The sequence below is a fragment of the Acinetobacter sp. 797_lipA genome (genome assembly GCF_058243025.1).
In genome coordinates this window covers 2,583,356-2,607,649 of the sequence record NZ_JBZAYQ010000001.1, presented here as the reverse complement: position 1 = coordinate 2,607,649, position 24,294 = coordinate 2,583,356, and the positions used below count along the sequence as shown (strand labels likewise).

Genomic DNA, 24,294 nt, shown 5'->3' with positions numbered 1-24,294 from the left:
AAATACCTTTTAATTATCAATATATTATGTATTTTATTATAAATTACAGCACTTTAATTTAATAAGTCACTAGTCGATTAATAACGATTAATACAGATTAACGAGTATTAAAGCATATCGAATTACGCCATAATTTACGCCATCTGAGAAAAACATTAAATGGCGTAAAAATGGGAACAATCACACAGCGCAAAAGCGTTAGTGGTGTCATTCGTTATCGTGCTGAAATACGCATTAGACGTACTGGTCTGCCAGAATACAAGGAAAGCAAAACCTTTGGCACCATGCGCACTGCATCAAACTGGCTCAACAAGCGTGAGCAAGAAATAATAGACAATCCTGATATTTTGCTCGGTATCAATAATAAGTCAATGACGATTGCTGCTGCTATTGCGAAATATAAAGAAGAAGTCGGTGATGAATTTGGTCGCACTAAAAACAGGTCGCTTGATTTAATTGCGAAGCTGCCTATTGCTAGAGTGCATTTAGAGCAAATTAATGCTACCCATGTTTCTGAACATGTAGCTCTACGAAAGAAAGGTTATAGCAAATTAGGTCTTGATCCAGTCTTGCCATCAACGATCTTGAATGAGCTTCAAAATATTAAATCCATCTTGACCCACGCTTCTGTGATGTGGCGTATCAATGTCAATTTGAATGAATTTAACAATGCCTGCCTGCAACTCAGAAAGACTCGTCAGATCAAGAAGTCAGACAAGCGAGATCGACTACTATCTAATGCTGAATTGAAAAACCTATTGCTGCATTATCTTGATAAATGGAATCGCGGGCGAACTGCATACCCGATGCACCTGATAGTCCTATTCGCTATTTTTTCATGCAGGCGACAAGCAGAGATAACTAGGATTCGATTAAGCGATTACGATAAAGATCATCAATCGTGGATGGTTCGAGATTTAAAAAACCCTAACGGCTCAAAAGGGAATCACAAGCATTTTAATGTGCTTTCAGACTGCCAAAAAATCATTGAGCTTTTAATGCAGGATGACACAAGAGCGAGAATGCTGAAGATGGCTGGTGATAGTGATTTACTTGTACCACTGTCTGCCGTTGCCATAGCGTCCGAGTTTAACCAGTCCTGCCATATTCTAGGCATGAGCGACTTTAGGTTTCATGATTTAAGGCATGAGGGAGCAACACGACTTGCCGAAAGTGGCTTGACTATTCCACAAATACAGCAAGTCACATTGCACGACACATGGAGCAGCCTTGAGCGATATGTGTCGGTGAAGAAAAGGGCAAACATTTTGCAATTGAATGACCTGCTACAGATCATTGGTGAAATGTAGCAAAGTCTTTTGATGCGCTTTGATGCTCTTTGTCTAGCGCATCTGCCAAATCCCGCAAGTTTACGAAATATGGCGCTGTACGGCTTTTCTGATCCAGTTTGAACACTGGGAATGGAAACTTGTTTTCAGTCGCCATTTGATGCACTGTTGCTTTTTTTAGGGATGGGTAGTATTCATCCGCAATATCAAGCAACTTCACCACAACAGAGCGATGCTTTAAAAACAAGTAGTCATAAGTTGAAAACTGCAATGCTCCCATCATTTCACCTCCAATCTTTTACCCGCTTTGATTTCTTCATCACTATTCAAAATAGGAAACCATGTAGCCTTTAAGTTTTTTGACTTTTGAATTAAGTATTCTTGGACTCGAGGCTCATCTTCTTTAGTCACATTAATATGCATAGTCACATGGAAGCCTTTGCGCTGCCTAAAAAAGTACAGCTTGAGATGTTCGGGTATTGATTCATATCCGCTATCTTCATCAATCCATTCAGACTCCCAATCCCATCTGAATAAATAATTCCAATCATCATCCCAATCCTTTGCTTCCTTATGGAAATCTTCCCAGCAATCAAATCTAAAATAAGTTTCAGTAGGTGAATCCATTCGCTGAAAATAATTTTGAGATTCGCAGTAGTAGGGGTGTTTTGCCTCATAAAGTTTCACGACACCTCTCCTAAACTCTCCACCACACCAAACTTGTCATACTTCGCGATATAGCTACTCAGCACGTGATAATACAAATCGGCATTGCAATTAATCTCAAGAATCACACCAGTACTATTGTTCACGCGATGTCTTAAAGTTGCTTCTAGCTTACGAACAAAGCCGCTGTGCAAGTGATGTGACTCGCTCGTTATGTTGTATAAAGCGCTTGTCTGACCTGCATCTAACACCAAATTGAAAGGCTTATCCTTGTGCAACTCACCAATGATGAAATTAGCTACAGCAATGTTTGTTTGTTGAATTTCAGTCATAAACACCCCGCCATGCGCCACTTATCTACGTAGTAAAAAGCCACCACTGCAATAGCTAGAAAAACAACCAATGTGATAACACCAACAACCGCGACTGCTTCAATTTGCGTTCTCTTGAGCTTTAATTCATTGTCAGTCATTGGCTGGCTCTTGTGCTTCAATCAAGAACAAAGATAGAATTTCAGTGCCTACTTCATAAGAGTAATCACCTTTATCTATGTCGGCTTGGGTAACAACATGATCAATTGAATATCCAGACTTGGCGAGAACAACTCCATATCCAACATCTTGAAAATTACCATCAGATCGTGGATCACTTAATTGATCTGCAAGACGCTCTCGATAGTGCTCGATTGCACATTCCGCTTCGTACTTTGCTTCCACCAAAGTGTCGTGAACTTCGTAGTTATCACCATCATGACTAAAAAATTTAGCATCTTTAATTGGTAGCAAAACAAACCCTTCAGGCACCGCTTGGGCTTTGGCTGCTTGCTCGAATCCATAAAACGCGCCATTTACCCATGCCGCCAATCCAACAGGCATACCGTTACTCTTCTCAACATAACAATCTAAGTGCTCGTCAAAGTTAAGATACTCAAGCTTCTCCTCAACATATTTAAGTTTCTCAAATTCAGCTTTTAATTTTTTAATATCCATCACACTCTCCTGAGCAAATATCTGCGCAAAATCCTGATTTATGGTTGAAATTGCGCAAATAATTGCTCGAAATATTTATTAAGCTATTTCTTCAATAGCGTTTTTTAATTGCTGTTTTTGCACTGGAAGCAAGGTTATTTGACCTTGAGTTAAATCTTCCACAAGCTTTGTGAAGTAGCCTATTGCATTACCTAATGTTGTTTCATCAGCTTGAGCAGGGCGCTTTATCAAAATATCAATCGCTTCTAAAAGTTTTCGCTTTTCATGCACTTCCATCACGCAACCTCGCATTCACGTTTATTTCGAGCGAAAATAGCATAGGCATCATCTTCACTAAAATCGATATCAATTAAGAAAAAGCCGTTTGGTGCAATCGGGTCCCACTTGGTGATATCACAATCATCCATCATGATTTCCCAATCATCATAATTAACAAGGCTCTCCATCCAGAACATCACAGTGTCTACACCAAAGTGGCTTTTAAATTTTTCCCACTCTCCACGACTTGCGTATTCTTCGTTTTCTAGATGCTCATTCATGTATTTTAAATAAACCGGATGTGTCCAAGTCCCCATTTCACTGCGCACAATTTCAGCTGGCTCTAGTTTGTTATCTTCCATCACGCCACCTCAATCTTTGCTAAGAAGCTATCAACCGTTTCATTCTCAAAAGATATAAAGCTATCTTCCAGAGTTGTTCCAAAAAACACATTCACGCCTTTTGAGACACTCACATAATCATCAAAAGGCTGATCGTCACCTTGAGCTAGGATTCGCTCCCTTACAAAACGCTCAGTCACAGCGCAAATCAAATCAACATTCACTACTGTGTTTTCAACTTTTATAAATCTTGCCATCACGCCACCTTCTTATATTTTCTATAATATTTTGCAAAACACCATGCGAACCGCTTTCTACCAAACCCTAACATCTGCTCACCATTCTGAATTTTGATGTGTCGAATCTGGTGTGTTGTGCCTTCATCAATATTTACTGCAAGTTGACCAACCCTAAACATCACGCCACCTCATTAAACGGGTCATGTTTCTTAAATTCTTCATACAAGCGCACGGCAATCTTATTTAGCTTCCTGTTCGCCATAATGACCACACCGCGAGGAAAGTTCTTATTCACCACCTCACAATAAAAATGCGTGTCACCTGAGCTGTGACGCACACCACGGTAGCCGATGCGGACAAGCCAGATAATGAAGGCTTCGCTCATAAGGGGGGTGGACGCGAGTTAATTTTTTCATGCTGCCACCTCATACCCTACGTTCAGCTCAGCCATTGCCTTATCAACAGCTATATTGAAATTAATTACAGACTGCTCAACACCTGCAATATCCAAGTCTTTTGCAGACGCTCGGATAATCACAATTTGCAAATGCTCTGGCAGGCGCGGGTCATAACTTACAAAGTCGCACCATTCACGACGCGTACAAGCCAACTGCCAAGTTATCTGAGGGATATGCTCCACAGGGATTTCTTTGGTTAGCAGTGTATTTAAATGAGTGGCAATAGAGGGACACTTAACCTCAATCTGACCATCTAAGTTGACCAATCCGTCTGGAGAGGCACCACTTAGCTTGATAACTGGATGATCAATTAAACCCGTACCTTTAACAAAATTACCTGTCTCGTTTTCATAGGCTGCAATTGCATTTTCTTCTTGATCAATACCCCATTGCATTACCTTTGAGGTTGGAGTTTCCTCCTGAACGCCAGTAATGCGCTCAGAAAGAATTGTTAATGTTAGGGCGTTGTATTTCTTACCCTTAACAGGTTTTGCACCAATGTCTTTAATGCGGCTTGCAGTCACTTTGCCACAGCGATCTGCAAACCAACCTTCACTACGCTGGAGAATGGTCATAGGTTTCTCCTTGGCGTAAAAGCGCTTGATCTGCAAGCTCTGCGATTTGTTTAAGACCTGCTGAGTGGGTAGTCCAGAAGTGATTCTTACAACCGCCCTTTGGTAATGCCACATAAGCTAACTGCAATCGATCTGAGCCAAACTGTGCTTCATTTTTAAGATTAACTAAATGTTCGTTTTCAAAGTCTTGATAACCTTCAGGCAAAACCAAATCATCACTACCTTGAACAGTTTTTACCGACCCACTTTCATTGATTCGCTCAGCTTCATCCTGGTCATAAATACCAACAAAACCGAAAGCCAAGCGTGCGCACTGGATCAAAGCCTTGTGACGTAAAAAGCGTTTTGGGTGTGACTGCCAAGGGCCAGCAAAGCTATTTTGCCCCATAGGCTCGCGGTACACTTCGTCCAGATATTCACGAACAACGGTAGGGCGGTCTCTATCCTTGCGGTAAATCAAACAATCCACCCACTCAGGACAATCAACCTTTGCTTTATTCATGCGAACCATGTTGTCTGAAAATACAAACTCAATACCGTTCAGGTTTGGATTGCTATTAATGATGCGAGACCAACCATCCACCCCAACCACTGGGATAATGCCTTTGCTTTTATCTGGGAAGGCATAAATTTCCTTAGTCCAAGGGTTGAGTTTGTATTGGCTTGCAACAATCAGCAGTGCGCCCATTTGCTCGCGAGTAATTTGCGTTGTGGATTTAAAAGCAGTCTGAATCAAAGTCTGCTCAAGCTCAGCTGGGTCAACATTATGCAGACCAAGCACAGCAGAAAGTTGACTGATCTGCGCTGTGATTAAATTTGCTTGTACTGGTGCATTCATATTCTTATTCCTTAAAATTTGATCGAAACGTGAGGCACTAAGCCTTTATTGATTGCATTTAGAACAGCTTTACCCTGATCAACGGTTAAACCAAGATCAGTCAGACCTTTAAGCGCCTCACTACAGATTTGCTTTTTGTGAGCCACATCAGCTTCACGCGCTTCAGCTGCTTTACGCTCAGCTTCAGCCTTGGCTTGAGCCTCTTGCTCAATACGTTTACGCTCAGCCTCAATCGCATTTTGACGGTCAATTTCAGCTTGTTTTTCACGCTCAATGGCTTGCTGTTTTAATTGCTCTTCACGTAAAAGAGCTGCTTCTTTTTCAGCTTTCAATCGAGCTTCGCGCTGTTCTGCTTCAAGCTTTTCACGCTGCACACGTTCAGCTTCAAAACGTGCTTTTTCTTCTGCTTCACGAGTAGCTTTTTCAGCAGCTTCACGAGCAATTTGTGCTTCACGTTCTTGCTGAATGCGTTGCTGTTCTGCGATGCGAAGACGTTCCAATTCTGCTTGTTCGGATTCAAATTTTTCACGCACACCTAAAGCCTTGCGCAACACTTCCAATGTTTCAAATTTGGCAAGCTTGGCTTGTTCTTCGTATTCCTCGAATGAAGAGTCAATTACACGGTTTTCAAGCGTTTCAATAGCTTCTTTAATTGTTGATGCAGTCCATTCGCTATCAGCCGCGGTTGCTAAGGTAGAGACCATGCGGATAGTTGCAATGTGATGCTCATGCTTCGCCACACGATCCTTTTCAGCCTGTTCCCAAGCATCACGAGGTGCCAAAATTTCATTGCGTAGCTCATCAAACTTCTTAACAGTTGCAATTCGGTCATCATCAATAAGCTTGATTTGGGCCTTTTGCTCAGCAACCAATTCCTTGCCACACTTCTCAATAAAGGTTTTAGATTTGCTTACCTTCATTGCCAGTGAACCAATCTGGTCGCGGCCTTTTTTAGTGGTCACATCAGGCACATGTGAACGCGCTTCTTGAGCAATGCGCTCGAATAATTCAGTGGTGCCGCCTGGTGTGCGAAATGCAGATACAACAATGTTTTGATCCGCGATTTCTAATTCAAATTTTGCATTCATATTCTTATCCTTGTGCCATTTCAAATTTTTCAACCGCATCTGCTTCAAGCCATTCATTCAACTCATAGACCTGAGATTCAGTTAGAATGAACTGAACACCCATTTTTGTTTCTTCAAAGTCAGAGCGAGTGACCAAAGCTAAAGTTTTGTTATCCACTTCAAGCTTGGTGTAATCCACATCACGTCCAAATTCAGGGTGAAATTGCTGTTCCACATAAATTGAATCCGTCAATTCAACCGCTTTGATTTCACAGTCAATGGACTCATTACCAACCACAAAAGAGAACTGCACATTGTCCGCATCAACTTCAATGCCTGACTTTTTGATTGAAAGCATCGGAAAGCAAGGCGCGAACAACTCAGGTTTGGTTTGGGTGTTCATACTTCTACCTCCCGAACTTCCAGTCGATACGTCTTACCCTTAAACTCAAACTGTAAACACACTTCCTCTTTTAAGAGGTGTTGAGCCACAGCACTGACAGCGGTATCAGTTACATCGTCTTTTTCACCAATAAACATTTGGTTTTTTGGATTAACACGGCCAGCATAAATTCGACCAGTCAGCATTGACGACATGACCTTGATAGGGTATTTACTCACTTCACACCCCCAGCAATCGCAGCGTTAATTTTTTGGATTTCGTACTGGTCGATATACGCATTCACAGTTTTATCGGAATGCACCACGTTCAGGATTTCAGTACGATCTACTGAAGCATCATCCATTTGATAGCGAACATAAATGCTGTATTCATCAGCTTTGACAGTAGCGATGCACACCTGATTGCAATTCACGCTTTGAACTTCGTATTGCTGTGCAGCGATGTTGACTTGAGGTTCTTCCAGCTCGATAGAAGTCTTAGCAGGCTGGAAAGCGTAAGCTACTGCTATCCCTGCGCTAATTGATGCTGCAATGAATACAGACTTGAGAATATTGAATTTAGTTGTCATAATGACCTCGTTGTGTTGAAGCCCAGTTCCCGTCTAAAGTTGCTGGGCTTTTTTGTGTTTACGAGGTTCATAGTAAACATGATGTGTACTGTAGTCAACACTTATAATAAACAAACGTGTATTTATTTTATAAACAACTGTTTTATATAGACATAAAAAAAGACCGCATAAGCAGTCTTAAAATTTCACTTTGTTTACTTATCTATGGTAGCGAATTTTGCACGTTAAATGCGTAAGCAATAACTTCAAACTCCTGGTCGATAATTTCTTGCTGCGTCAAAACTTCTTCTTTGTATTCATCACTATTAGCACTAACAATCCTTATGCCGCCCATTGGCATTCTGTATAGGTACTTAAACTTAAAAAGACCACCGTGGCATATTGCATAAATCTTGCCATCAATAACATTTTTTCTGCCTATATCAACGTAAACCGTTGCGCCATCATTTATGACTGGAGTCATTGAATTGCCAAACGCTGTTAATGCAAGCGCATTTGCTGGATCAACACCATAACGCCTTAATGTTGAGGCGCTTAGTCTCAATTTTCTTGTTTCTGTATTTATGATTTCGCCAAGCGATCCTGAGCCACAAGACACCAAAACATCTTTATAAAACGGCACTTCAACCTCATCGCTATCTAGTGGAGTGGAGCTATCCCACCCTGCAACACGAGAAACATCACTACTAGAGCTATCGCCCACACCACTTAAAATCCAGTTTGCAGAACAGCCAAACTCAGCGGCCGCTTTTAAAGCCCCAGCTTTTGATACACCGCGCTTCTTCCAATTGGTCAGCGTTTGCGGTGACTCATCAATACGCCTTGCTATTTCTTCCTGACTCAACCCATTGCTTACTTCAAGCAGTCTTTTAAATGATTCGTGCATAACAAACCCCCTTTTATTCTTGGTTTTATTATCCCAGCAGTAAACAAATTGTGTTAAACAAATGATTTGACATCAGTAAACACAGCGTTTACCATCTAATACACAAATGTTTAGTGGAGAGTGAAATGTCTATCAATACTGATAAAGACATCATTGTTGCTCTTGGTGGGTCAACAAAAGTTGCTGAGATGCTCGGCCTAAAGAGCAAACAGCGAGTCCAAAACTGGATGACAAGAGGGATACCTGCGGAAGTAAAACTCCAGTATCCGCACATCTTCTTAAATCCGCATATTTCAGGCGTGGTTCGCAACAAGGATGTTGCGTGATGGGAGTAGATGAAATGCAAGAAGCATTGGATTTAGGTTTTCTCGATGTGCATGGGAAAAAGACTGACTCAACATCAGTCCGCATGACACATGAGGCATTGCAGGCGATTGATGCGCTGGCAGCAATGGACGACATAAAACGCTCGGAGTGGATTCGGGATGCAGCCATAGAAAAACTCGTGAAGTTCAAGAAACAACATGAGTATCTCAGCAGGGCATTTGGTAATACCACAAATACGATGAATACATCGACCACAAATAAAGAAAGCCCATCTGCGCGAACAGATGAGCTTGATGTTCAATAAGGAGTCTAACCAATATGAACATGCCAATTTTAACACAGTTCGGAAATTCTGAGCAATCAATGGACACTCTGGATATTTCTGAGCTTGTTCAATCTCGCCACGACAAAGTTAAGCAGTCAGTTGAAAGACTGGCTGAGCGCGGAGTTATTACTTTACCCCCAATGGGGGAAAAGGCCACAGCAGGCCGACCAACAACTTTTTATGTTTTTTCTGGTGAGCAAGGAAAATTAGACTCAATTACTGTGGTTGCTCAGCTTTGTCCTGAATTTACAGCCGCGATTGTTAAGCGATGGTATGAGCTAGAAGGCAAAAACCGCGAACTATCCAAAATGGAAATCCTGCAAATGGCTCTCGAGTCTGAGCAGCAGAAATTGGTTCTTCAGCAGCAATTAGAAATCCAAGCTCCAAAAGTCGCATTCGTGGACAAATACGTTGCAGGCAATGGCAATAAAACATTCCGTCAGGTTGCAAAGCTATTGCAGATCAAGGAATACAAGTTCCGTGAATTCTTAGAGTCAAACCGAATTATGTACAAGCTCAATGGCGAGTGGACTGCATACCAAAACCATGTAGATGCAAAGCGATTCCATGTCAAAACAGGTGTAAGTGATTCAGGTCACGCATTTAATCACGCCTTGTTTACACCAAAAGGTATTGAGTGGATTGCTGGGGAGTTGGCTAAGTTTAATTTAAGAGGTGTGGCGTAATGGCTAGAGCAAGAAACATCAAACCTCAGTTTTTCACAAATGATGAGCTTTCAGAATTGCCACCACTGGCGCGTTTGTTGTTTATCGGCTTGTGGACCATTGCGGATTTTAAAGGTTGTTTTGAATACAAACCGAAGCGTCTAAAAGTTCAACTTTTGCCTTATGACGATTGTGATATAGAACAACTCGTGAGTGCTCTAGAGAAATCGCGATTTATCTCGATCTATTCGGTACAAGGTCAAACATTTGGGAAAGTGCTTAATTTTAACAAGCACCAAAACCCACACAAGAATGAAAAAGAGAAAGGATCAGACATTCCTGACATTTACCAAAATGATGCAGAAAATGTAATGTTTTCAGACAACTTAGAAGATATCGAGATTAATCACGATCAAAACGGAAGCGATCCTGCTGATTCCCTTAACCTGATTCCTGATTCCTGTTCCCCTATTACTGATACCCCAGTTTCGGTTTCACCGAAATTTGTATTCAAAAGTGAACTTAAAAAATTAGGTGTATCTGAAGAACAAGCATCTGAGTTCATGCAAGTACGAAAAGCCAAGAAGGCGGTAAATACCAAAAACGCTTTCGAGATGCTTATTGCTGAATCTCAAAAAGCAAACCTAAGTTTGGATCAGGCGATTGATTACTGTTTGAAACGTCAAAACCCATGGGGTGCATTTAAAGCCGCTTGGTATGTGAACGAGCAAATAGAAAATCAAAACCCTAATCAACACACCTTCCAAACAGCAGCCCAAAAAACCGCATCTGAACACAATCGCTGGAGACAAGCTGAACAACAAGCATTTGGTGAGCGGGATGTCACACCAAAAAAGTCGTTACTGATTGAAGAGGTGGGTCATGCGTGAGTTCACCAAAGAAGACGCTCAACGTCTGATTAATAAAATGCGCATTAACTACGGCAAGAAGTTTATCGACCAATGGGCAGGTGTCCATGAAGACGAACTCAAGCAAGCCATGGTTGAAGCCTATCAAGGATTGAGCATGGAGGATTTTGCCCGTGGTTATGCTCGTATGCTGCAAGAACAGTGGCCACCGACAATTCCTGAATTCCGTTCATGGTGCGAACCAAAGACCGACGACTGGTTAGGTTCACATGAAGCATGGGCGATTGCTGAAAAGTCTATTGGCTTTGATGGTCAAGAATTAACAGTGATCTGGACTGAGCAAATGGCCCAAGCATTCAGCCGTTGTGAAGAATTAATCAAGACTGGCGACAAGTATCAGCGTGCTGAAGCCAAGAAAATATTTTGTGATGCTTATGACCGACTTGTAACTCAAGCCAAAGACCAAGGATTGAAGCCGATTTATGTCACTTCACTTGGAACTGATAAGGACCAAGCGATTGCAGCGATCAAGCAAGCAGAAGTTGATGGGTTTTTAAAAGCACCTGAAGCAGCACTTCAACTTGAACACAAACAAACTAGCGCTGAAATCCAAAGCGATTCTTTGAAATACAAGACTATTGCTCAAGAAGCACTTGCGAAGCTTGCACCACACATCAAGCGCAATGTGAACAAGATGACCGAGGAAGTGAAAGAAACGCAGCCTTGGGAATCTATGGAAATGCAGCACATTGACCCGTTTGATGATTTTGAGGAGTACAAGGCTGTTTTACAGGCTGAACAGAAGAAATTGCCGCAAGCAGTTCGTTTTTTGGATGAAAAAGTAGGGGGTGGGGTGTGAAGAATAAACATGACAGCCTTGCGATTGATTGGCTTAAGCAAAACAAAAATAGAGGTGGTTTAAATGAGTTGGCTCTTTTCAAGGAGATTAATGGATGAATACTTGCCCGATTTGCAACCAAGAATTCAAACCGAAGCGGAAAGAGCAAGTCTTTTGCTCAGTAATATGTCGTCAAAAGAACAATGCAAAGGGACGTGCTGGTCAGAAAACTGGCTTGCAGTCCAAACAATACAAGCAGCGGCTCACGAAAGACGGTTACTTAAAGATGTATGCAGCCAAGCACCCATACGCCAATGGGCGAAAAGAAATGATGGTGCATGTGATGGTGATGGAATGCCACCTAAAACGACCTTTATCTGCAGGGGAATGTGTTCACCATGTGAATGGGAACAAACAAGACAACAGGTTGGAGAATCTTCAATTGATGAGTCATGCGGATCATTCTCGTCATCACAACAAGCAATTAACACAGACCAGAGAAAGGGATGTAGGGGGGCGTTATGCGTGAACTTGCATTATTTGCAGGCGCTGGTGGTGGAATACTCGGATCGCATCTCATGGGGTGGAATACAGTCTGCGCAGTTGAGCGTGATGCCTACGCAGCACAAGTTTTGGCGCAACGACAAAACGATGGAATTCTCCCGCCTTTCCCAATTTGGTCTGACGTGTGCAGTTTTGACGGAAGGCCTTGGCGAGGAATTGTTGACGTTATATCTGGCGGATTTCCATGCCAAGACATCAGCTCTGCAGGTAAAGGCGCAGGCATTAATGGGGAGCGCTCCGGCCTTTGGTCAGAAATGGCACGAATTATTGGTGAAGTACGACCTCTATACGTGTTCGTGGAAAACTCACCAATGCTTGTTTCCAGAGGACTTGCCCGAGTCATTAGTGACCTTGCCAAAATGGGGTATGACACTCAATGGGCGCGTTTTTCAGCATCCAATTTTGGAGCGCCCCATCAGCGTGATCGAATCTGGATTGTTGCCCACACCAAGAGCATCAGACTCAACACGAAAGGATTGCCCTTCGGAGAGAAGGCGAAAAAGCCCCAGCCTGGTGTCGATAGTAAAAACATGGCCCACACCTCAGGCATCGGATTGTCGAGATCGAGGCAATCTTGGTTCTCCTGTGATCCAGCGGAGGATCGCGAAGGGCAAGCAGATCGGGCTTTCTATGAGCGGGTCGGACACATCTGGGGCATTGAATCCAGATTGGGTCGAGTGGCTAATGGGGTGGCCAATCGGGTGGACAGGCTTAAAGCCATTGGAAATGGACAGGTTCCAGTCGTGGCGAAAGGCGCATTTGAATACTTAGGTGGTGCGGCATGAACGAAATCCTTCAACAAAGAATCGAGTCGGTACGAGTTGAAGAGTTAGGGGGTGGGGTGTGAATCAAGCATTTTCAAAGCTCAATAGCGCCGCCGTGCTAGAGCGTGGAATCGATGTTCTTTTAGTTGTTAAAAACACATCAGTAGCAACAGCATCAGAAATACAGCTACAGGTAATGCCGCAGGTGACGAAACGTGCTGTACAGCGCTATTTAAAAAATTTGGTTCAGATGGGGCTTCTGTATGCAAAACACAGTGAAGGCCTAGAAAATCGATATTACCTGAGTGGTAAAGCTAAACAGTTATTTGAGGTGAAGGGATGAATAAAGGCGATCGCGTAAAAGTAGATTTCGTAAGTGAATCAGCAACAATTTATTCAGGCAAACGCTTCACTGGGTACGGTGTATTGGATCGTGTTGAAGATGGTCGGGTATTTGGGCGCTTAGATGATGGAACGCCTTTCAAGTGTTTGTGTGCTGATGTTGAGGTGATTGGGATGAATGATTTTATTACCGATGTTGAGCAACAGTACGAGATGTACTGCAAAATCGCAGAAGAACACGGGTTTATTGATCTTAATGCCAAGAAAAACGGCTTTCGGTGCACAACCAAATCAAATGAATTTAATGCTGGATGGATTGCGTTTGTCGGTGCTGTCGCTGCGGTGCGTGATGAACAACAAGCCAAGATTGAGAAACTAGAAAATGAATTAAGCACCACAAAACAGGTTCTCGGCAATGTTATTGATATGGAAGTGGCTAAGGTTGACAACCTAAAAACCCAGCTCAACAACATGGAGGCTTGTTATATCGAGAAGAAGAAGCAGGTTGAGGGCCAGCAAAAGCGAATTGATGAATACAAGAAACTTACCACCAGTATAAGAAATGAATTTGAGTTGTGGTCTGATGATAGTGAGTTTGCGGATGTTATCGAGGCTCAAATTGAGAATTTAGAAGCCCTGCGAGGTGCCAATGACTAATCTCCGTATCACCGCAGCACAGGCACGAAAAGCCGGTATTGGCCCTCGATTTGGCGTAACAGCCAAGTCGGGGAAAAAGAAATCCAATCCAGATCTTATGCCAAAGGTTCCGGCCCATCTGGTCGAAGGGAAAGGATTTGGTGTGATGAATGATGAGTTGCTCTGGTGTGAAGTTTTAATCACACCTCCTTCGGTGAATCACTACTGGATACGTGGGGCGAACAAGACCAATCGATTAAGTAAGCGTGCAATCCACTTTATTGACGTTATGAAGCGTTTTATAGAGCCAGCGGGGTATCAGGGCAGAGTTCGAGTAAAGATCGAATACGCGCCACCTGATGCGAAAATACGCGACATCGACAACATCGTAAAACCATGCTTTGACGCTTTGTCGAAAGGTGGGCTGATTCTGGATGATTCTCAGGTGGATGAATTGCTTGTGAAGCGGTTGCCATCAGAAAAAGGCGGGAAGTTGATTATTCAAGTTGAAAAGTTAAAGGTTTAAGGGGATAGGGATGAGTGCAGTAACGGAAAAAATGACAAATTTGGAGTGGCTTACTCAGATCGGCCTTAAAGCGATTGAATACACCGAGGATCCGAAAGGCACTGGTGAGAAAGGTCCATCATGGGAAGACCGTTGCGGTGCCATTGCTTCAATTGAATGTCCAGCATGCAAAGCATACTGTGAATTGTTGGTTTGGGGTGATTATCGGGATAATACGCAGGCATTTGCTGAGGTCTGCAAGTACATTGCAAAAATCCTTTATTCCACAGCGGAAGAAAAGATGAATCGTCAGAAGTTCGACTTGCAATTATTTTGCTTCAAGATTGCAAGAATGGGTGTGTTTTATAATTTGCGACCAAAGTTAAAGGAAGAAAGAACACTGCAAGGGCAGTTAAACTTTTTCGGTATTACGGAAGTGAACGCTGATGGGTTTGCAAAACGACATAAGTATTTATCGTATATGGTTGAAAATATCCTTGATGGATTTCACGAGGAGATTGATTTCTATGTTGATGAATACCGAAAGAAATTAAGAGGTTGACACCTAAACGTCGCTAAGATATAGTTTCTGTACAGTGGTCGAACTGCATTCGTAAAAGACCATGCAAAAATAAGCTCATCGAAAGGTGGGCTTTTTGCGTTATGGCGGTTTCATTAATTTCTAGTGGTTTTTAAATTAATGCCGCCACCTAGATTACTGACAAAATTACTGACATTATTTCAGCATATTTTAGTCAAAAAATAAAACAAGTAATTGATTTTAAAAAATAAGATATTGACATTATTGCGGACAGATTTAGTTATTTTTAGCTATTTCGGTTTGCGATGAAATAAGGAGATCCACATGCTCCAATTCTTATTATGTTTATTCAGCCTACACGGTGCGACTGAGATCGACTACACGGTTGATGATGAAGAAATCAAAGTGTGTCGGGATTGTTTGAAAGAAGTTTAAGACCCTCGCCACTTCGGTGGCATTTGCCGAACGTATTACGGCAATCAAAGCCCCGCTGAGATAACAAACTTGGCGGGGTTTTTCTTTTCTTATTTGAACTATCCGGAAATACCGGAAGGTTGGGATTTATGGCAGACAAAGTACAAGCTAAAAAGGACTTAGAGTTTTGCAGTGCTGAGCTGTCTAAGTATCAGAATCTCAGTAGATCAGGATTAACACTGAATGAGATGCGCACCATTGACGGCATTATGATTAAGCTAAAAGAGCGTATTAATAATTTACGCACAGCTCTTTATGCGTAGTCCTAAGCGACTGGCTGAGATTCGTAAGCTTCCGTGTGTACGGTGTGGCAATCCAAACTCACAAGCGGCACATTCAAATAGCGCCAAGCATGGTAAGGGCAGATCGATTAAAAGTTCTGACCAGTTCACTGTTTCCCTTTGTTTTAAATGCCATGCTGCATTCGATCGTTTTGAATTGGGTAATCGAGCCGAGAGTGAAGCAATGTTTGATCAGTGGCTGGTGAGGGTTGAGCGGATGTTGAGTATGGAAGATAGAGAGGTGTTTTGATGAAGCAAGCTACGTTTTCACCGGTATTTGCATCAATGTATTGCGGCCTATGTGACATTGCCAGAAATAACGGCTATGCACTAACAGTCCACGGCACCATGAATCTTGATTTTGATTTAGTTGCCATACCTTGGACAGATCAGGCAATTGAGCCGGAAGATTTAATCGAGTTAATAGCTGATCGCTGTAATTTGCTAACCGATCAAGAGTTCGGCACAGGGATTTATCAGAAGGCTCCAGAAATTAAGCCGCATGGTCGATTGGCTTGGTTAATTATAATTGGTAGTGGTGCTGCTTTGGATATTAGTGTGATGCCTAAGCTAAGTAATTGAAAATATTATCGTACGAAGTTTTAGGGGTAGGAAATGCAAAAAGCCGTGTTTCCTATCCAGAGTCATGCAGACATCACCAAAGCCATTAACTACATGCATACCAATTACACTCAGGCGATTAATGAGGGTAAGCCATTGGTGGTGCGGATAGATCAGAAACAGGAAACGTTATCTAGCGCACAAAGAAGATTGTATTGGCTCTGGATGACTGAGTATGGAAAGCAGCGCGGTTTGGATAAAGAGGAATCGGCAGCATTCTTTAAATACAAATATCTGTCGATCATTTTTAATCGTGACAATGTTGGCGAATATCCAGAGACATTCAGGGTCATGCGTGATTTGAAAAATTCAGGAAGTTCAGGCTATGAACCACTGAGACAGTTCGTTTCCAATCGAATGAGTATCACAGAAGCCACAACAAAGCAGATGGCTGAGTTCTTAAATGATATTGAAATGTGGTGCTTGAAGGATGGTGTGAAGCTAACTTGTCCAGATGATCTTAAATATGTGGTGGAGATGAATCAATGAGTAATGAAGAATTATTAGAGCAACTTGAATCAGTTGCAAATTTTATGCGCGGCATGCAGTTCGATCCACGCATTCCTGCTGACACAAAAGAAGCATTGCTTGAACGTGCTCAAGAGATTGATGAGTTGGTCGATCAACATCTTGAGGAATAGCTCATGACATGCCAAGGCTGTGAAGCAAGACGCAAATGGATGAAAGAAGAATATGAGCGATCAAAAGAACGAATGCGGTTGTGTATCGAACGACTTACTTTTAAAGCTACTCGAACAGAACAGTCAGTTAATAAACCAAGTGGCCCAAGTCATCCAGATCAACAATGAACAGAATGCTCAGATCAATGAACTATTGATTCAGTTGGAAGGTGGTGAGGATGAGCAACCTAAGTCACAGTATTTGGATGGGTGATATGACATCAATCATAAGTAGAGCTGAGGCTGATAAGCGTCAGACGGAGTTAAAAGATATGGTCAATAAAGATGAAATACTAAAGGTGGTTGCCATCGAAGTTCCAAAAGGTGGTAAATGCCTAGGTACTAAGGTCAAGTTAAGTAATGGTCAATACCTTACTGGTATTCAGTCTATCTCCCTTCATGGTGATACTGAGTCGCAGCTGTGGTCACTAAGTCTTGATATGATTCCTGATTTTATGGATCAGCAAACACTTGAGGCTGTATTGGCTAATGTTGAGATGGTACAACGCCAAAGCAATTCATGCCTGATACACAACATCGAGAATCAAATCACTGATCTTCAGAACAAACTAGAATGGCTGAAGGGATTGGATAATGAAACTACCCAGACTGCAAAGCAAACTACAAGCGATGACACCGAAGGCACCGAGACCAATCAAGCAGGTCAGTGATTCATGGCGTGATAGCAAGTCGTCCACCCAACGCGGTTATGGTTATAAGTGGCAAAAAGCAAGAGAGCGCTTCTTGTCATTAAATCCACTATGTGTTTACTGCGAGAGAAACAATCGTGTGACTGTGGCAACAGTAGTCGATCATATCATCCCACATAAGGGTGATCAGGCACTTTTCTGGGATGAAAGTAAGTGGCAATCACTATGCGCTTCATGTCACTCATCTGTAAAACAACGTGAAGAAAAACAGATATTTAAATGATTTTTTGGTATAATTATTAGACAAAACAAAGCCCTAAAAGACGGCAATCTTAAAGGGCTTCTGATCACATTTATCTTGCTGGAGATAAACATGACCGCTGATAATTCTGCACACTTTAATGTATGTAGTAAACCATTAATCGCATGCGTGGTATGCAATAACTCATTTACCCCGAAGCGCAAAACATCTACCTGTTGTTCACAGCAATGTAGAGACAAGAATAAGTACCAAGCCAAGAAGACAGTTAACATCAAGCAATGCATCAGTTGTGATAAAGACTTTACAACCAAGCAAGGCCAGTCAAAGTATTGCTCATCAATCTGTAGAGTTAAACACATAGCGGATAAATCCAAAGAGCAGCGAAGGTTATTCACAGTGATAGCTGAAGCTCACATTCGGGTTTCATTTTGCGTGGTATGCAATGCACTCTGTGAGGCTCCATATCAAGGCAAGCTTAAGAGATATTGTTCACCTAACTGCGAGAACAAGAACGAAAGAACAACACCAAGATATAGGGCGAAGCGAGCGAGGCGAGATGCTTTAAAAAGGAGGGCTGCGGTTGTGGATTCTATTGATCCTATTCGCATTCTTACTAGAGATAATTGGACATGCTATTTGTGTGGCATTGATACACCATCAAAGCTGCGTGGTACTTATGAAGCCAATGCACCAGAGGTTGATCATGTTGTCCCCTTGAGCAAAGGTGGTATGCATGTTGAATCAAATCTGAGATGTGCTTGTAGAAGATGCAATAGTGAGAAAGGTGACAAGGTTCTCGCTTGAGGTGTGGGGGGGGTTAATTGTTTGGAGTCGTTAGATATTCTAGACCACGCCCACTCTCACTTATAAAAAAATTTCCCATTTCACAAATATGTTAAAGGAGGGCACATGGCTTTAACAGCAAAAAAGAAGGCATTTGCCCAATCTAAACATGATGGTGCAGATAACAAGCAAGCCGCTATTTTCGCGGGGTACAGTCCTGAATCAGCATCTCAAGCTGGTTCAAGATTAGCTAAAGATCCTGATGTCATTGCGCACATTGAAAGGCTCAAGATTAACACCGAAGTTAAAGCTGATTCCAAACCAGAACCACGACCAACCGTCACAAAAAAAGACATTGAAACTGCTGGCAGTCGTGCTGACCCGCTCAAATTTTTAGAAGAGATTTGGACCGATCCGGTTGAAGACATGAAAATGCGAATGGATGCAGCAAAAGCAGCACTTCCATATTTTCACGGCAAGGTTGCCGAAAAAGGCAAAAAAGAAACCAAAGAAGATGCAGCTAAGGCTGCAACAAAATCAGGCAAGTTTGGCACTTTGAATAACCAATTGCCGAGTTAGGAGGATTTATGTTTTTTAAACAAGAAAAGAAAGAAGAAACAGTATCCAAGGGAAACTATGTTGTGATTCTCCATAATTGGTTTGTTGAAACCCAAGGTTTTAAGCAATTCGAGTTTTCAGGCTTAACAAGATCAGAAGTTGAGAAAGAGGCTAAAGCCTTAAGGTGTGACCATGACTCAACTTTTAGTCATTGTGCATACCACATTATAAAAGTTGAATAATCCATGACAGCAACGCTCCCAGAATGGACAACATCCTGCCCAGACTGGGAGGAACTTATTGTCGCTAAAAAATCCATGATGCCTTGTGAACCACTTTTTCCAGAAGTGGCTGATGTAGCAGAGCGGATTTTTAAAGAATTAATCTTGGTCGATGTGATGGGTAGTCCAAAGATGGGCGAGGTCACACTTGATTGGGTGATTGAATTTGTCCGGGCAATCTTTGGCGCTTACGATCCAGAACAGAAGAAGCGCTTAATTCGTGAATTCTTCCTGCTGATTTCCAAGAAAAACACCAAGTCAACGATTGCAGCTGGAATCATGATGGTGGCTCTGATCTTAAATGATCGTATGTCGGCTGAGCTTATTCTGTTGGCGCCCACAAAAGAGGTCGCGGACAATAGTTTTAATCCAATTCGAGACTTCATTCGAGCTGATCCTGAGCTTCAGGAAATGTTCAATGTGTCTGAGCACACTAAAACAGTCACCCATTTGGGTACGAATGCGACCTTAAAAGTGATTGCTGCGGAAAGTAACGCTGCTGCGGGTAAAAAGGCTTCAATCATTCTAATTGACGAAGTTTGGTTGTTTGGGAAGCGATCAAACGCTGAATCGATGTTTCGTGAGGCAAAAGGTGGTTTGGCATCACGGCCCGAAGGTTGTGTGATTTATCTATCTACTATGTCAGATGAAACGCCATGCGGTGTGTTCAAGCAATTGCTAGATTATGCGCGTGATATTCGGGATGGGGTAAAGGTCAACCCTCAGTTCTTGCCGCTGATTTACGAGTTTCCTGAGTGGATGCTTGAAGCGGGTGAACACTTAAAACCTGAGAATTTCTATGTCACCAATCCAAACTTGGGTGCATCGGTTGATCTTGATTATCTGATTAACGAGTTTGAGAAGGTAAAAGAGGCAGACGAGGCATCGCTTCGTGACTTTCTTGCTAAACATTTAAACGTACCAATTGGCCTGAATCTTCGAGCTAACCGTTGGGTTGGTGCTGAATATTGGCTACAACAAGCCAGAGATACAATCACACTTGATCGACTAATTGAGAAATCAGAATTAATTACACTTGGTTTGGATGGTGGGGGGCTTGATGATCTTTTGGGGTTTAGTGCTCTTGGCAGGCTGAAGGGAAATTCTCGGATTTGGTGGCTATGGAACCATGCTTGGTGTAATAAAACCGCAGTCGAAAGACGCAAAGAGAACGCGCCAAAGTATGCTGATTATGAAAAAGAAGGCAGCTTAACCATTGTTGAGCGTGTTGGTGATGACATTGACCAACTAGCAGCTATTGCTAAGAAATGCTTTGACTCGGGCAAGCTCGACAAGATTGGTCTTGATCCATTGGGTTTAGGTGGCCTACTGGATGGCTTACTCGATGCTGGCATCCCTGAAGATAAGCTCATTGCGGTAGCTCAGGGTTTTAAATTGATGGGTTATATCCTCACGACTGAGCGCAAATTAGCTGAAGGCAATCTTTACCATGCAGGCCAAGGTTTAATGACTTGGTGTGTCGGCAATGCACGTGCAGTCATCAAGGGTAATGGAATGATGATCAGCAAACAAGAATCGGGTGTCGGGAAGATCGACCCATTAATTGCTACGTTTAATGCCGTTGCACTTATGAGTCTGGCACCGGAAGTTAATAACTATGACATTGACGGATATTTAGAGGACATCGTGATAGCATGAGCGACTTACAAGACACGGGATTCTGGTCTCGCTTCTGGTCACGATTGACTGGAAAAACTCAATTAAAGAAAGGGGATACTTCCTATCCAGTAGATAGCTATATGTCTTCTGGTGGTGCGGTGGTTAACCCTGAAACGTCCCTGAAGCTATCAGCTGTTTGGGCATGCGTAAAACTACGTGCTGAAACCATTTCAACCTTGCCACTTCACCTGTACGACACTGAAAAAAAGATTGCCAAGGACCACGAATTATATCGAATTCTGCATGATTCACCCAACGCAGACATGTGTGCGAGTGAGTTTTGGCAGATTCAGTCAGCGTGCTTGGATTTATGGGGTAATGCGTACAGCTATATTTCTCGCCGCAATAATCGCAGTGTTATCTCTTTAGAGCCATTATTTCCCAGCGAAATGGTTAAAAAGCGCCTGAAAGACGGAAGCTTTGAATACCACTACACTGAAAACGGTAAAGTTAAAATCTATACCGATGATGAAATTCTACATTTTAAGGGCTTTACCTTGGATGGATATGTGGGGTTATCGGCAATTCAATTCTTTGCTCAGACGATTGGCATGCAGTTTGATGCCAACAATCAAGCACAGGACTGGTTCAAAAATGGCTTAAAGGTTGGTGGTTTTCTTGAGACTGGTGAAAAAACATTGACTGATGAGCAGCGTGCAAAAATGCGCAAAGGTTTGTCTAGTTTTAGTCTTCCTGAGAATGCTGGGAAATACATGATTCTTGAGGCGGGTATGAAAGTAGCCAGCGCTTCAAATATTCGTATTAATCCGGTTGATGCTCAACTTCTTGAAAGTCGTTATTTTGGTATTGAGGAAATCTGCCGGGCTTTTGGCGTACCGCCGCAATTGATTGGCCATACCAACAAAGCAAGTTCATGGGCATCAAGCCTTGAACAAACCAATCAGGGCTTTCTTACTTATTCACTGAATCCGCAACTGGTTCGCTATGAGCAGACAATCGCTCGGAAGTTGTTATTACCGCAAGACAAATACAAATATCGACCTAAATTCTCGGTTGATGGGTTACTACGTGCAAACAACACAGCAAGAGCTGACTTCTACGTGAAAATGACTCAGAACGGTCTATATACCCGCAATGAAGTGCGAGAGCTTGAGGATATGCCAAAAGCAGATGACCCAACCGCAGATAAATTAATGGTTCAGATGCAAATGGTTCCGCTGGGCACCGAAAAAGGTGAAACAAATGAATAGAAAAAGTTTTAATTTAGAAATTAAGGCCGTCCAAGAGGACGGTTTTTTTTCGGGCTACGGTGCGGTTTTTGGGAATCTGGATTGGTACAACGACATTATTTTGCCGGGTGCCTTTAAAAATACACTGGCCAAATGGACTGAAAAAGGGAAATTCCCACCAGTTCTCTGGAACCACAGCTCCAATGAGCCAATTGGGGTCTATACCAAGCTGGTAGAGGATGAAAAAGGCTTGTATGTCGAAGGCAAACTATTGGTCGATGACGTCCCAAAAGCCAAATCAACACACGCTCTTTTAAAGGCTGGTGCAATCGATGGTCTAAGCATTGGTTATCGCACAGTCAAATCCAGCTACAACGAAAACACAGATATCCGTGAACTGATTGAACTGGATCTGGGTGAAATCTCCATTGTCACCACACCGGCCAATGAAAAAAGCACAGTGATTTCTGTGAAATCCAAATTAGAAGAAGGCGAACTGCCGACTTTACCAGAATTCGAAAAGTTCCTGAGAGAGTCAGGCTTTTCAAAATCGCAAGCCACTGCAATCGCTGGCAAGGGTTTGCGCCATCTTTTGAGCGAGTCTGAAGATAAAAAATTACAAGCGAAATCTATTTCCACTGCATTAAGTATTTTAAAAGGAAGTCAAAATGACTGATCAAATCGAAGTGCTCGCTCAAGAGTTCAAAAAACAAGTAGATCATGTGAAAGGCATTGCTGAAGAGTTTAAAGGCAAGGCAGAGCACAATGATAAAATCTCTGAAACCGCAAAACAAACTGCTGATGAAGCAATTACAAAGCTGAATGAAGCTAAAGCTCGACTTGATGAACTTGAGCAAAAAATGGCGCGTCGTCCACAGGATGGCAACGAAGAAGTTAAATCTCTAGGCCGTCAGTTTGTAGAATCTGACCAATTCAAATCATTGGTTGGTTCAGCTGGACAGCGCGGTAAAGCAAACCTTGAAATTAAAGCTACCATTACTTCAGCAACCACGGATGCTGCGGGTTCGGCTGGTGATCTGGTTCAAACCACACGCATTCCAGGCATTATTGCTCCACAGGATCGTAAGCTTACAATCCGTGACCTGTTGATGCAGGGTCGCATGGATGGTAATGCGCTTGAATACGTTCAAGAAACTGGCTTTGTGAATGCTGCTGATATGGTGGCTGAAGGTGCTAAAAAACCTCAATCAGATATCAAATTCGATCTTAAATCGACTACTGCAAAAGTTATTGCTCATTACATGAAAGCATCACGCCAAATCTTGGATGATGCATCGCAATTGCAGTCTTATATCGATGGTCGTTTGCGCTATGGTCTTGCTTTCAAAGAAGAGCAGCAAATCCTGAACGGTGACGGCACTGGTCAAAACTTGCTTGGTATTATTCCACAAGCCACTGGATACGCTCGCCCCGCAGGTGTGTCTACTACCGCAGAAAGTAAAATTGATACCCTGCGTTTTGCAATGCTTCAAGCAATTCTTGCTGAATATCCTGCAAGCGGACATGTGCTAAACCCAATTGACTGGGCTGCGATTGAAACACTGAAAGATACCTCTGGTCAGTACATTATCGGCAATCCGCAAGGCAATCTAAACCCAACTTTATGGGGCCTTCCAGTAGCCGAAACCCAAGCAATTGCTGCGGGTAAATTCCTGACTGGCGCCTTCTCAATGGGTGCTCAAATCTTCGACCGCTGGGCTTCACGTGTTGAAGTGGCAACCGAGAACGAAGACGACTTTGTTAAAAACTTAGTGACCATTCTTGCGGAAGAGCGTCTGGCATTGGCGGTATATCGCCCAGAAGCGTTTATCTATGGTGATATTACCCCAGCAGTTGCCGGCGGTTAATCCAAAATCCAAT

General features: G+C 42.6%; 43 protein-coding genes. 27 read left to right on the top strand and 16 right to left on the bottom strand.

The genetic code is table 11. From position 1 onward, the window contains the following. The first annotated feature begins 170 nt into the window (after positions 1-170). Complete coding sequence (locus AC4CU2_RS12980; RefSeq protein WP_490768961.1) at positions 171-1,310, top strand: tyrosine-type recombinase/integrase; 1,140 nt, start codon at positions 171-173, stop codon at positions 1,308-1,310. Here the strand turns inward: AC4CU2_RS12980 and AC4CU2_RS12975 are convergent. The 16 genes from AC4CU2_RS12975 to AC4CU2_RS12900 form a co-directional block, all read right to left on the bottom strand. Continuing rightward, positions 1,294-1,572 (bottom strand): pyocin activator PrtN family protein, encoded by a 279-nt coding sequence (locus AC4CU2_RS12975; protein ID WP_490768960.1) that lies wholly within the window; start codon positions 1,570-1,572, stop codon positions 1,294-1,296. The genes AC4CU2_RS12980 and AC4CU2_RS12975 overlap by 17 nt on opposite strands. Further along, positions 1,569-1,976, bottom strand: a complete 408-nt coding sequence (locus tag AC4CU2_RS12970) for a hypothetical protein (protein ID WP_490768959.1) — start codon at positions 1,974-1,976, stop codon at positions 1,569-1,571. The genes AC4CU2_RS12975 and AC4CU2_RS12970 overlap by 4 nt, the downstream gene beginning before the upstream one ends. Next, positions 1,973-2,287 (bottom strand): hypothetical protein, encoded by a 315-nt coding sequence (locus tag AC4CU2_RS12965; protein WP_490768958.1) that lies wholly within the window; start codon positions 2,285-2,287, stop codon positions 1,973-1,975. The genes AC4CU2_RS12970 and AC4CU2_RS12965 overlap by 4 nt, the downstream gene beginning before the upstream one ends. Beyond that, a complete protein-coding gene (locus AC4CU2_RS12960; RefSeq protein ID WP_419271824.1) occupies positions 2,284-2,427 on the bottom strand; it encodes a hypothetical protein in 144 nt (47 codons plus the stop codon). Before AC4CU2_RS12960 ends, AC4CU2_RS12965 begins: the two co-directional genes overlap by 4 nt. Next, complete coding sequence (locus tag AC4CU2_RS12955) at positions 2,420-2,944, bottom strand: hypothetical protein (RefSeq protein WP_490768957.1); 525 nt, start codon at positions 2,942-2,944, stop codon at positions 2,420-2,422. The genes AC4CU2_RS12960 and AC4CU2_RS12955 overlap by 8 nt, the downstream gene beginning before the upstream one ends. A 78-nt stretch (positions 2,945-3,022) precedes the next feature. Next, positions 3,023-3,220 carry a hypothetical protein gene (locus AC4CU2_RS12950; RefSeq protein ID WP_104852049.1) on the bottom strand — a complete coding sequence of 66 codons (198 nt, stop codon included), beginning with the start codon at positions 3,218-3,220 and terminating at the stop codon, positions 3,023-3,025. Further along, positions 3,220-3,564 (bottom strand): hypothetical protein, encoded by a 345-nt coding sequence (locus AC4CU2_RS12945; protein ID WP_490768956.1) that lies wholly within the window; start codon positions 3,562-3,564, stop codon positions 3,220-3,222. The genes AC4CU2_RS12950 and AC4CU2_RS12945 overlap by 1 nt, the downstream gene beginning before the upstream one ends. Next, entirely contained in the window at positions 3,564-3,800 is a 237-nt protein-coding gene (locus AC4CU2_RS12940; protein WP_004695861.1) for a hypothetical protein, read from the bottom strand. Before AC4CU2_RS12940 ends, AC4CU2_RS12945 begins: the two co-directional genes overlap by 1 nt. A 160-nt stretch (positions 3,801-3,960) precedes the next feature. Next, positions 3,961-4,167 (bottom strand): hypothetical protein, encoded by a 207-nt coding sequence (locus AC4CU2_RS12935; protein WP_490768955.1) that lies wholly within the window; start codon positions 4,165-4,167, stop codon positions 3,961-3,963. Between the two features lie 27 nt (positions 4,168-4,194). Then, complete coding sequence (locus tag AC4CU2_RS12930; protein WP_490768953.1) at positions 4,195-4,815, bottom strand: lambda exonuclease family protein; 621 nt, start codon at positions 4,813-4,815, stop codon at positions 4,195-4,197. Then, positions 4,796-5,653 (bottom strand): phage recombination protein Bet, encoded by an 858-nt coding sequence (gene bet, locus AC4CU2_RS12925; RefSeq protein ID WP_490768952.1) that lies wholly within the window; start codon positions 5,651-5,653, stop codon positions 4,796-4,798. The genes AC4CU2_RS12930 and bet overlap by 20 nt, the downstream gene beginning before the upstream one ends. Before the next feature lie 11 nt (positions 5,654-5,664). Continuing rightward, entirely contained in the window at positions 5,665-6,741 is a 1,077-nt protein-coding gene (locus tag AC4CU2_RS12920) for a hypothetical protein (RefSeq protein ID WP_490768951.1), read from the bottom strand. Positions 6,742-6,745: 4 nt separating this feature from the next. Further along, a complete protein-coding gene (locus AC4CU2_RS12915; RefSeq protein WP_490768950.1) occupies positions 6,746-7,123 on the bottom strand; it encodes a hypothetical protein in 378 nt (125 codons plus the stop codon). Continuing rightward, the gene (locus AC4CU2_RS12910) at positions 7,120-7,341 is read right to left on the bottom strand and encodes a DUF7446 family protein (RefSeq protein WP_490768949.1); all 222 of its coding nucleotides are present in this window, start codon (positions 7,339-7,341) and stop codon (positions 7,120-7,122) included. The genes AC4CU2_RS12915 and AC4CU2_RS12910 overlap by 4 nt, the downstream gene beginning before the upstream one ends. Beyond that, positions 7,338-7,691, bottom strand: a complete 354-nt coding sequence (locus tag AC4CU2_RS12905; RefSeq protein ID WP_490768948.1) for a hypothetical protein — start codon at positions 7,689-7,691, stop codon at positions 7,338-7,340. The genes AC4CU2_RS12910 and AC4CU2_RS12905 overlap by 4 nt, the downstream gene beginning before the upstream one ends. A gap of 202 nt (positions 7,692-7,893) precedes the next feature. Then, positions 7,894-8,577: a LexA family transcriptional regulator gene (locus AC4CU2_RS12900; protein WP_490768947.1), complete on the bottom strand. Its 684-nt coding sequence runs from the start codon at positions 8,575-8,577 to the stop codon at positions 7,894-7,896. A 125-nt stretch (positions 8,578-8,702) separates the two neighbouring features. Between AC4CU2_RS12900 and AC4CU2_RS12895 the strand changes: the two genes are divergently transcribed. The 26 genes from AC4CU2_RS12895 (at position 8,703) to AC4CU2_RS12770 (ending at position 24,281) form a co-directional block, all read left to right on the top strand. Further along, complete coding sequence (locus AC4CU2_RS12895; protein ID WP_490768946.1) at positions 8,703-8,903, top strand: hypothetical protein; 201 nt, start codon at positions 8,703-8,705, stop codon at positions 8,901-8,903. Continuing rightward, positions 8,903-9,208 carry a hypothetical protein gene (locus AC4CU2_RS12890; RefSeq protein ID WP_490768945.1) on the top strand — a complete coding sequence of 102 codons (306 nt, stop codon included), beginning with the start codon at positions 8,903-8,905 and terminating at the stop codon, positions 9,206-9,208. The genes AC4CU2_RS12895 and AC4CU2_RS12890 overlap by 1 nt, the downstream gene beginning before the upstream one ends. A gap of 14 nt (positions 9,209-9,222) precedes the next feature. Then, the gene (locus AC4CU2_RS12885; RefSeq protein WP_490768944.1) at positions 9,223-9,915 is read left to right on the top strand and encodes a phage antirepressor KilAC domain-containing protein; all 693 of its coding nucleotides are present in this window, start codon (positions 9,223-9,225) and stop codon (positions 9,913-9,915) included. Then, positions 9,915-10,784, top strand: coding sequence for a hypothetical protein (locus AC4CU2_RS12880; protein WP_490768943.1), 870 nt, complete (start codon positions 9,915-9,917; stop codon positions 10,782-10,784). Before AC4CU2_RS12885 ends, AC4CU2_RS12880 begins: the two co-directional genes overlap by 1 nt. Then, positions 10,777-11,622 (top strand): hypothetical protein, encoded by an 846-nt coding sequence (locus AC4CU2_RS12875; RefSeq protein WP_490768942.1) that lies wholly within the window; start codon positions 10,777-10,779, stop codon positions 11,620-11,622. Before AC4CU2_RS12880 ends, AC4CU2_RS12875 begins: the two co-directional genes overlap by 8 nt. A gap of 94 nt (positions 11,623-11,716) precedes the next feature. Beyond that, the gene (locus AC4CU2_RS12870) at positions 11,717-12,130 is read left to right on the top strand and encodes an HNH endonuclease signature motif containing protein (protein WP_490768941.1); all 414 of its coding nucleotides are present in this window, start codon (positions 11,717-11,719) and stop codon (positions 12,128-12,130) included. Continuing rightward, positions 12,123-12,950: a DNA cytosine methyltransferase gene (locus tag AC4CU2_RS12865; RefSeq protein ID WP_490768940.1), complete on the top strand. Its 828-nt coding sequence runs from the start codon at positions 12,123-12,125 to the stop codon at positions 12,948-12,950. The genes AC4CU2_RS12870 and AC4CU2_RS12865 overlap by 8 nt, the downstream gene beginning before the upstream one ends. A 58-nt stretch (positions 12,951-13,008) precedes the next feature. Then, positions 13,009-13,272, top strand: a complete 264-nt coding sequence (locus AC4CU2_RS12860; protein WP_078388967.1) for a hypothetical protein — start codon at positions 13,009-13,011, stop codon at positions 13,270-13,272. After that, positions 13,269-13,928, top strand: coding sequence for a hypothetical protein (locus tag AC4CU2_RS12855; RefSeq protein ID WP_490768939.1), 660 nt, complete (start codon positions 13,269-13,271; stop codon positions 13,926-13,928). The genes AC4CU2_RS12860 and AC4CU2_RS12855 overlap by 4 nt, the downstream gene beginning before the upstream one ends. Next, complete coding sequence (locus AC4CU2_RS12850; protein WP_490768938.1) at positions 13,921-14,433, top strand: RusA family crossover junction endodeoxyribonuclease; 513 nt, start codon at positions 13,921-13,923, stop codon at positions 14,431-14,433. The genes AC4CU2_RS12855 and AC4CU2_RS12850 overlap by 8 nt, the downstream gene beginning before the upstream one ends. A gap of 10 nt (positions 14,434-14,443) precedes the next feature. Then, the gene (locus AC4CU2_RS12845) at positions 14,444-14,974 is read left to right on the top strand and encodes a hypothetical protein (RefSeq protein WP_490768937.1); all 531 of its coding nucleotides are present in this window, start codon (positions 14,444-14,446) and stop codon (positions 14,972-14,974) included. A gap of 542 nt (positions 14,975-15,516) precedes the next feature. Then, on the top strand, positions 15,517-15,690 hold the full coding sequence (locus AC4CU2_RS12840) for a hypothetical protein (protein ID WP_164542917.1): 174 nt from the start codon (positions 15,517-15,519) through the stop codon (positions 15,688-15,690). Then, entirely contained in the window at positions 15,683-15,958 is a 276-nt protein-coding gene (locus tag AC4CU2_RS12835) for a hypothetical protein (protein ID WP_490768936.1), read from the top strand. The genes AC4CU2_RS12840 and AC4CU2_RS12835 overlap by 8 nt, the downstream gene beginning before the upstream one ends. Beyond that, positions 15,958-16,290 (top strand): hypothetical protein, encoded by a 333-nt coding sequence (locus AC4CU2_RS12830; protein WP_005097158.1) that lies wholly within the window; start codon positions 15,958-15,960, stop codon positions 16,288-16,290. Before AC4CU2_RS12835 ends, AC4CU2_RS12830 begins: the two co-directional genes overlap by 1 nt. 33 nt (positions 16,291-16,323) lie before the next feature. Then, positions 16,324-16,818 carry a NinB/YbcN family protein gene (locus AC4CU2_RS12825; RefSeq protein WP_490768935.1) on the top strand — a complete coding sequence of 165 codons (495 nt, stop codon included), beginning with the start codon at positions 16,324-16,326 and terminating at the stop codon, positions 16,816-16,818. Continuing rightward, positions 16,815-16,970 (top strand): hypothetical protein, encoded by a 156-nt coding sequence (locus tag AC4CU2_RS12820; protein WP_490768934.1) that lies wholly within the window; start codon positions 16,815-16,817, stop codon positions 16,968-16,970. The genes AC4CU2_RS12825 and AC4CU2_RS12820 overlap by 4 nt, the downstream gene beginning before the upstream one ends. Before the next feature lie 52 nt (positions 16,971-17,022). Continuing rightward, on the top strand, positions 17,023-17,223 hold the full coding sequence (locus AC4CU2_RS12815) for a hypothetical protein (RefSeq protein WP_490768933.1): 201 nt from the start codon (positions 17,023-17,025) through the stop codon (positions 17,221-17,223). Continuing rightward, complete coding sequence (locus AC4CU2_RS12810; RefSeq protein WP_490768932.1) at positions 17,189-17,680, top strand: hypothetical protein; 492 nt, start codon at positions 17,189-17,191, stop codon at positions 17,678-17,680. Before AC4CU2_RS12815 ends, AC4CU2_RS12810 begins: the two co-directional genes overlap by 35 nt. Beyond that, positions 17,604-17,942, top strand: a complete 339-nt coding sequence (locus tag AC4CU2_RS12805) for an HNH endonuclease (RefSeq protein WP_490768931.1) — start codon at positions 17,604-17,606, stop codon at positions 17,940-17,942. Before AC4CU2_RS12810 ends, AC4CU2_RS12805 begins: the two co-directional genes overlap by 77 nt. Before the next feature lie 90 nt (positions 17,943-18,032). After that, the gene (locus AC4CU2_RS12800) at positions 18,033-18,725 is read left to right on the top strand and encodes an HNH endonuclease (protein ID WP_490768930.1); all 693 of its coding nucleotides are present in this window, start codon (positions 18,033-18,035) and stop codon (positions 18,723-18,725) included. A 105-nt stretch (positions 18,726-18,830) separates the two neighbouring features. Then, entirely contained in the window at positions 18,831-19,283 is a 453-nt protein-coding gene (locus AC4CU2_RS12795) for a terminase small subunit (protein ID WP_490768929.1), read from the top strand. 8 nt (positions 19,284-19,291) lie between these two features. Beyond that, complete coding sequence (locus tag AC4CU2_RS12790) at positions 19,292-19,504, top strand: hypothetical protein (RefSeq protein WP_490768928.1); 213 nt, start codon at positions 19,292-19,294, stop codon at positions 19,502-19,504. Between the two features lie 3 nt (positions 19,505-19,507). Continuing rightward, a complete protein-coding gene (locus AC4CU2_RS12785; RefSeq protein ID WP_490768927.1) occupies positions 19,508-21,202 on the top strand; it encodes a terminase large subunit in 1,695 nt (564 codons plus the stop codon). Continuing rightward, on the top strand, positions 21,199-22,434 hold the full coding sequence (locus AC4CU2_RS12780) for a phage portal protein (RefSeq protein WP_490768926.1): 1,236 nt from the start codon (positions 21,199-21,201) through the stop codon (positions 22,432-22,434). Before AC4CU2_RS12785 ends, AC4CU2_RS12780 begins: the two co-directional genes overlap by 4 nt. Beyond that, on the top strand, positions 22,427-23,089 hold the full coding sequence (locus AC4CU2_RS12775) for an HK97 family phage prohead protease (RefSeq protein WP_490768925.1): 663 nt from the start codon (positions 22,427-22,429) through the stop codon (positions 23,087-23,089). The genes AC4CU2_RS12780 and AC4CU2_RS12775 overlap by 8 nt, the downstream gene beginning before the upstream one ends. Then, positions 23,082-24,281 (top strand): phage major capsid protein, encoded by a 1,200-nt coding sequence (locus AC4CU2_RS12770; RefSeq protein WP_490768924.1) that lies wholly within the window; start codon positions 23,082-23,084, stop codon positions 24,279-24,281. The genes AC4CU2_RS12775 and AC4CU2_RS12770 overlap by 8 nt, the downstream gene beginning before the upstream one ends. The last annotated feature ends 13 nt before the right edge of the window (positions 24,282-24,294 follow it).

What these genes read in the sequence shown, in the direction of transcription:
- AC4CU2_RS12980 (WP_490768961.1), top strand. Translation starts at nt 171, where the DNA reads ATGGGAACAATCACACAGCGCAAAAGCGTTAGTGGTGTCATTCGTTAT.
- AC4CU2_RS12975 (WP_490768960.1), bottom strand. Translation starts at nt 1,572, where the DNA reads ATGATGGGAGCATTGCAGTTTTCAACTTATGACTACTTGTTTTTAAAG.
- AC4CU2_RS12965 (WP_490768958.1), bottom strand. Translation starts at nt 2,287, where the DNA reads ATGACTGAAATTCAACAAACAAACATTGCTGTAGCTAATTTCATCATT.
- AC4CU2_RS12960 (WP_419271824.1), bottom strand. Translation starts at nt 2,427, where the DNA reads ATGACTGACAATGAATTAAAGCTCAAGAGAACGCAAATTGAAGCAGTC.
- AC4CU2_RS12955 (WP_490768957.1), bottom strand. Translation starts at nt 2,944, where the DNA reads ATGGATATTAAAAAATTAAAAGCTGAATTTGAGAAACTTAAATATGTT.
- AC4CU2_RS12950 (WP_104852049.1), bottom strand. Translation starts at nt 3,220, where the DNA reads ATGGAAGTGCATGAAAAGCGAAAACTTTTAGAAGCGATTGATATTTTG.
- AC4CU2_RS12945 (WP_490768956.1), bottom strand. Translation starts at nt 3,564, where the DNA reads ATGGAAGATAACAAACTAGAGCCAGCTGAAATTGTGCGCAGTGAAATG.
- AC4CU2_RS12940 (WP_004695861.1), bottom strand. Translation starts at nt 3,800, where the DNA reads ATGGCAAGATTTATAAAAGTTGAAAACACAGTAGTGAATGTTGATTTG.
- AC4CU2_RS12935 (WP_490768955.1), bottom strand. Translation starts at nt 4,167, where the DNA reads ATGAGCGAAGCCTTCATTATCTGGCTTGTCCGCATCGGCTACCGTGGT.
- AC4CU2_RS12930 (WP_490768953.1), bottom strand. Translation starts at nt 4,815, where the DNA reads ATGACCATTCTCCAGCGTAGTGAAGGTTGGTTTGCAGATCGCTGTGGC.
- bet (WP_490768952.1), bottom strand. Translation starts at nt 5,653, where the DNA reads ATGAATGCACCAGTACAAGCAAATTTAATCACAGCGCAGATCAGTCAA.
- AC4CU2_RS12920 (WP_490768951.1), bottom strand. Translation starts at nt 6,741, where the DNA reads ATGAATGCAAAATTTGAATTAGAAATCGCGGATCAAAACATTGTTGTA.
- AC4CU2_RS12915 (WP_490768950.1), bottom strand. Translation starts at nt 7,123, where the DNA reads ATGAACACCCAAACCAAACCTGAGTTGTTCGCGCCTTGCTTTCCGATG.
- AC4CU2_RS12905 (WP_490768948.1), bottom strand. Translation starts at nt 7,691, where the DNA reads ATGACAACTAAATTCAATATTCTCAAGTCTGTATTCATTGCAGCATCA.
- AC4CU2_RS12900 (WP_490768947.1), bottom strand. Translation starts at nt 8,577, where the DNA reads ATGCACGAATCATTTAAAAGACTGCTTGAAGTAAGCAATGGGTTGAGT.
- AC4CU2_RS12895 (WP_490768946.1), top strand. Translation starts at nt 8,703, where the DNA reads ATGTCTATCAATACTGATAAAGACATCATTGTTGCTCTTGGTGGGTCA.
- AC4CU2_RS12890 (WP_490768945.1), top strand. Translation starts at nt 8,903, where the DNA reads ATGGGAGTAGATGAAATGCAAGAAGCATTGGATTTAGGTTTTCTCGAT.
- AC4CU2_RS12885 (WP_490768944.1), top strand. Translation starts at nt 9,223, where the DNA reads ATGAACATGCCAATTTTAACACAGTTCGGAAATTCTGAGCAATCAATG.
- AC4CU2_RS12880 (WP_490768943.1), top strand. Translation starts at nt 9,915, where the DNA reads ATGGCTAGAGCAAGAAACATCAAACCTCAGTTTTTCACAAATGATGAG.
- AC4CU2_RS12875 (WP_490768942.1), top strand. Translation starts at nt 10,777, where the DNA reads ATGCGTGAGTTCACCAAAGAAGACGCTCAACGTCTGATTAATAAAATG.
- AC4CU2_RS12870 (WP_490768941.1), top strand. Translation starts at nt 11,717, where the DNA reads ATGAATACTTGCCCGATTTGCAACCAAGAATTCAAACCGAAGCGGAAA.
- AC4CU2_RS12865 (WP_490768940.1), top strand. Translation starts at nt 12,123, where the DNA reads ATGCGTGAACTTGCATTATTTGCAGGCGCTGGTGGTGGAATACTCGGA.
- AC4CU2_RS12855 (WP_490768939.1), top strand. Translation starts at nt 13,269, where the DNA reads ATGAATAAAGGCGATCGCGTAAAAGTAGATTTCGTAAGTGAATCAGCA.
- AC4CU2_RS12850 (WP_490768938.1), top strand. Translation starts at nt 13,921, where the DNA reads ATGACTAATCTCCGTATCACCGCAGCACAGGCACGAAAAGCCGGTATT.
- AC4CU2_RS12845 (WP_490768937.1), top strand. Translation starts at nt 14,444, where the DNA reads ATGAGTGCAGTAACGGAAAAAATGACAAATTTGGAGTGGCTTACTCAG.
- AC4CU2_RS12840 (WP_164542917.1), top strand. Translation starts at nt 15,517, where the DNA reads ATGGCAGACAAAGTACAAGCTAAAAAGGACTTAGAGTTTTGCAGTGCT.
- AC4CU2_RS12835 (WP_490768936.1), top strand. Translation starts at nt 15,683, where the DNA reads ATGCGTAGTCCTAAGCGACTGGCTGAGATTCGTAAGCTTCCGTGTGTA.
- AC4CU2_RS12830 (WP_005097158.1), top strand. Translation starts at nt 15,958, where the DNA reads ATGAAGCAAGCTACGTTTTCACCGGTATTTGCATCAATGTATTGCGGC.
- AC4CU2_RS12825 (WP_490768935.1), top strand. Translation starts at nt 16,324, where the DNA reads ATGCAAAAAGCCGTGTTTCCTATCCAGAGTCATGCAGACATCACCAAA.
- AC4CU2_RS12820 (WP_490768934.1), top strand. Translation starts at nt 16,815, where the DNA reads ATGAGTAATGAAGAATTATTAGAGCAACTTGAATCAGTTGCAAATTTT.
- AC4CU2_RS12815 (WP_490768933.1), top strand. Translation starts at nt 17,023, where the DNA reads ATGAGCGATCAAAAGAACGAATGCGGTTGTGTATCGAACGACTTACTT.
- AC4CU2_RS12810 (WP_490768932.1), top strand. Translation starts at nt 17,189, where the DNA reads ATGAGCAACCTAAGTCACAGTATTTGGATGGGTGATATGACATCAATC.
- AC4CU2_RS12805 (WP_490768931.1), top strand. Translation starts at nt 17,604, where the DNA reads ATGAAACTACCCAGACTGCAAAGCAAACTACAAGCGATGACACCGAAG.
- AC4CU2_RS12800 (WP_490768930.1), top strand. Translation starts at nt 18,033, where the DNA reads ATGACCGCTGATAATTCTGCACACTTTAATGTATGTAGTAAACCATTA.
- AC4CU2_RS12795 (WP_490768929.1), top strand. Translation starts at nt 18,831, where the DNA reads ATGGCTTTAACAGCAAAAAAGAAGGCATTTGCCCAATCTAAACATGAT.
- AC4CU2_RS12790 (WP_490768928.1), top strand. Translation starts at nt 19,292, where the DNA reads ATGTTTTTTAAACAAGAAAAGAAAGAAGAAACAGTATCCAAGGGAAAC.
- AC4CU2_RS12785 (WP_490768927.1), top strand. Translation starts at nt 19,508, where the DNA reads ATGACAGCAACGCTCCCAGAATGGACAACATCCTGCCCAGACTGGGAG.
- AC4CU2_RS12780 (WP_490768926.1), top strand. Translation starts at nt 21,199, where the DNA reads ATGAGCGACTTACAAGACACGGGATTCTGGTCTCGCTTCTGGTCACGA.
- AC4CU2_RS12775 (WP_490768925.1), top strand. Translation starts at nt 22,427, where the DNA reads ATGAATAGAAAAAGTTTTAATTTAGAAATTAAGGCCGTCCAAGAGGAC.
- AC4CU2_RS12770 (WP_490768924.1), top strand. Translation starts at nt 23,082, where the DNA reads ATGACTGATCAAATCGAAGTGCTCGCTCAAGAGTTCAAAAAACAAGTA.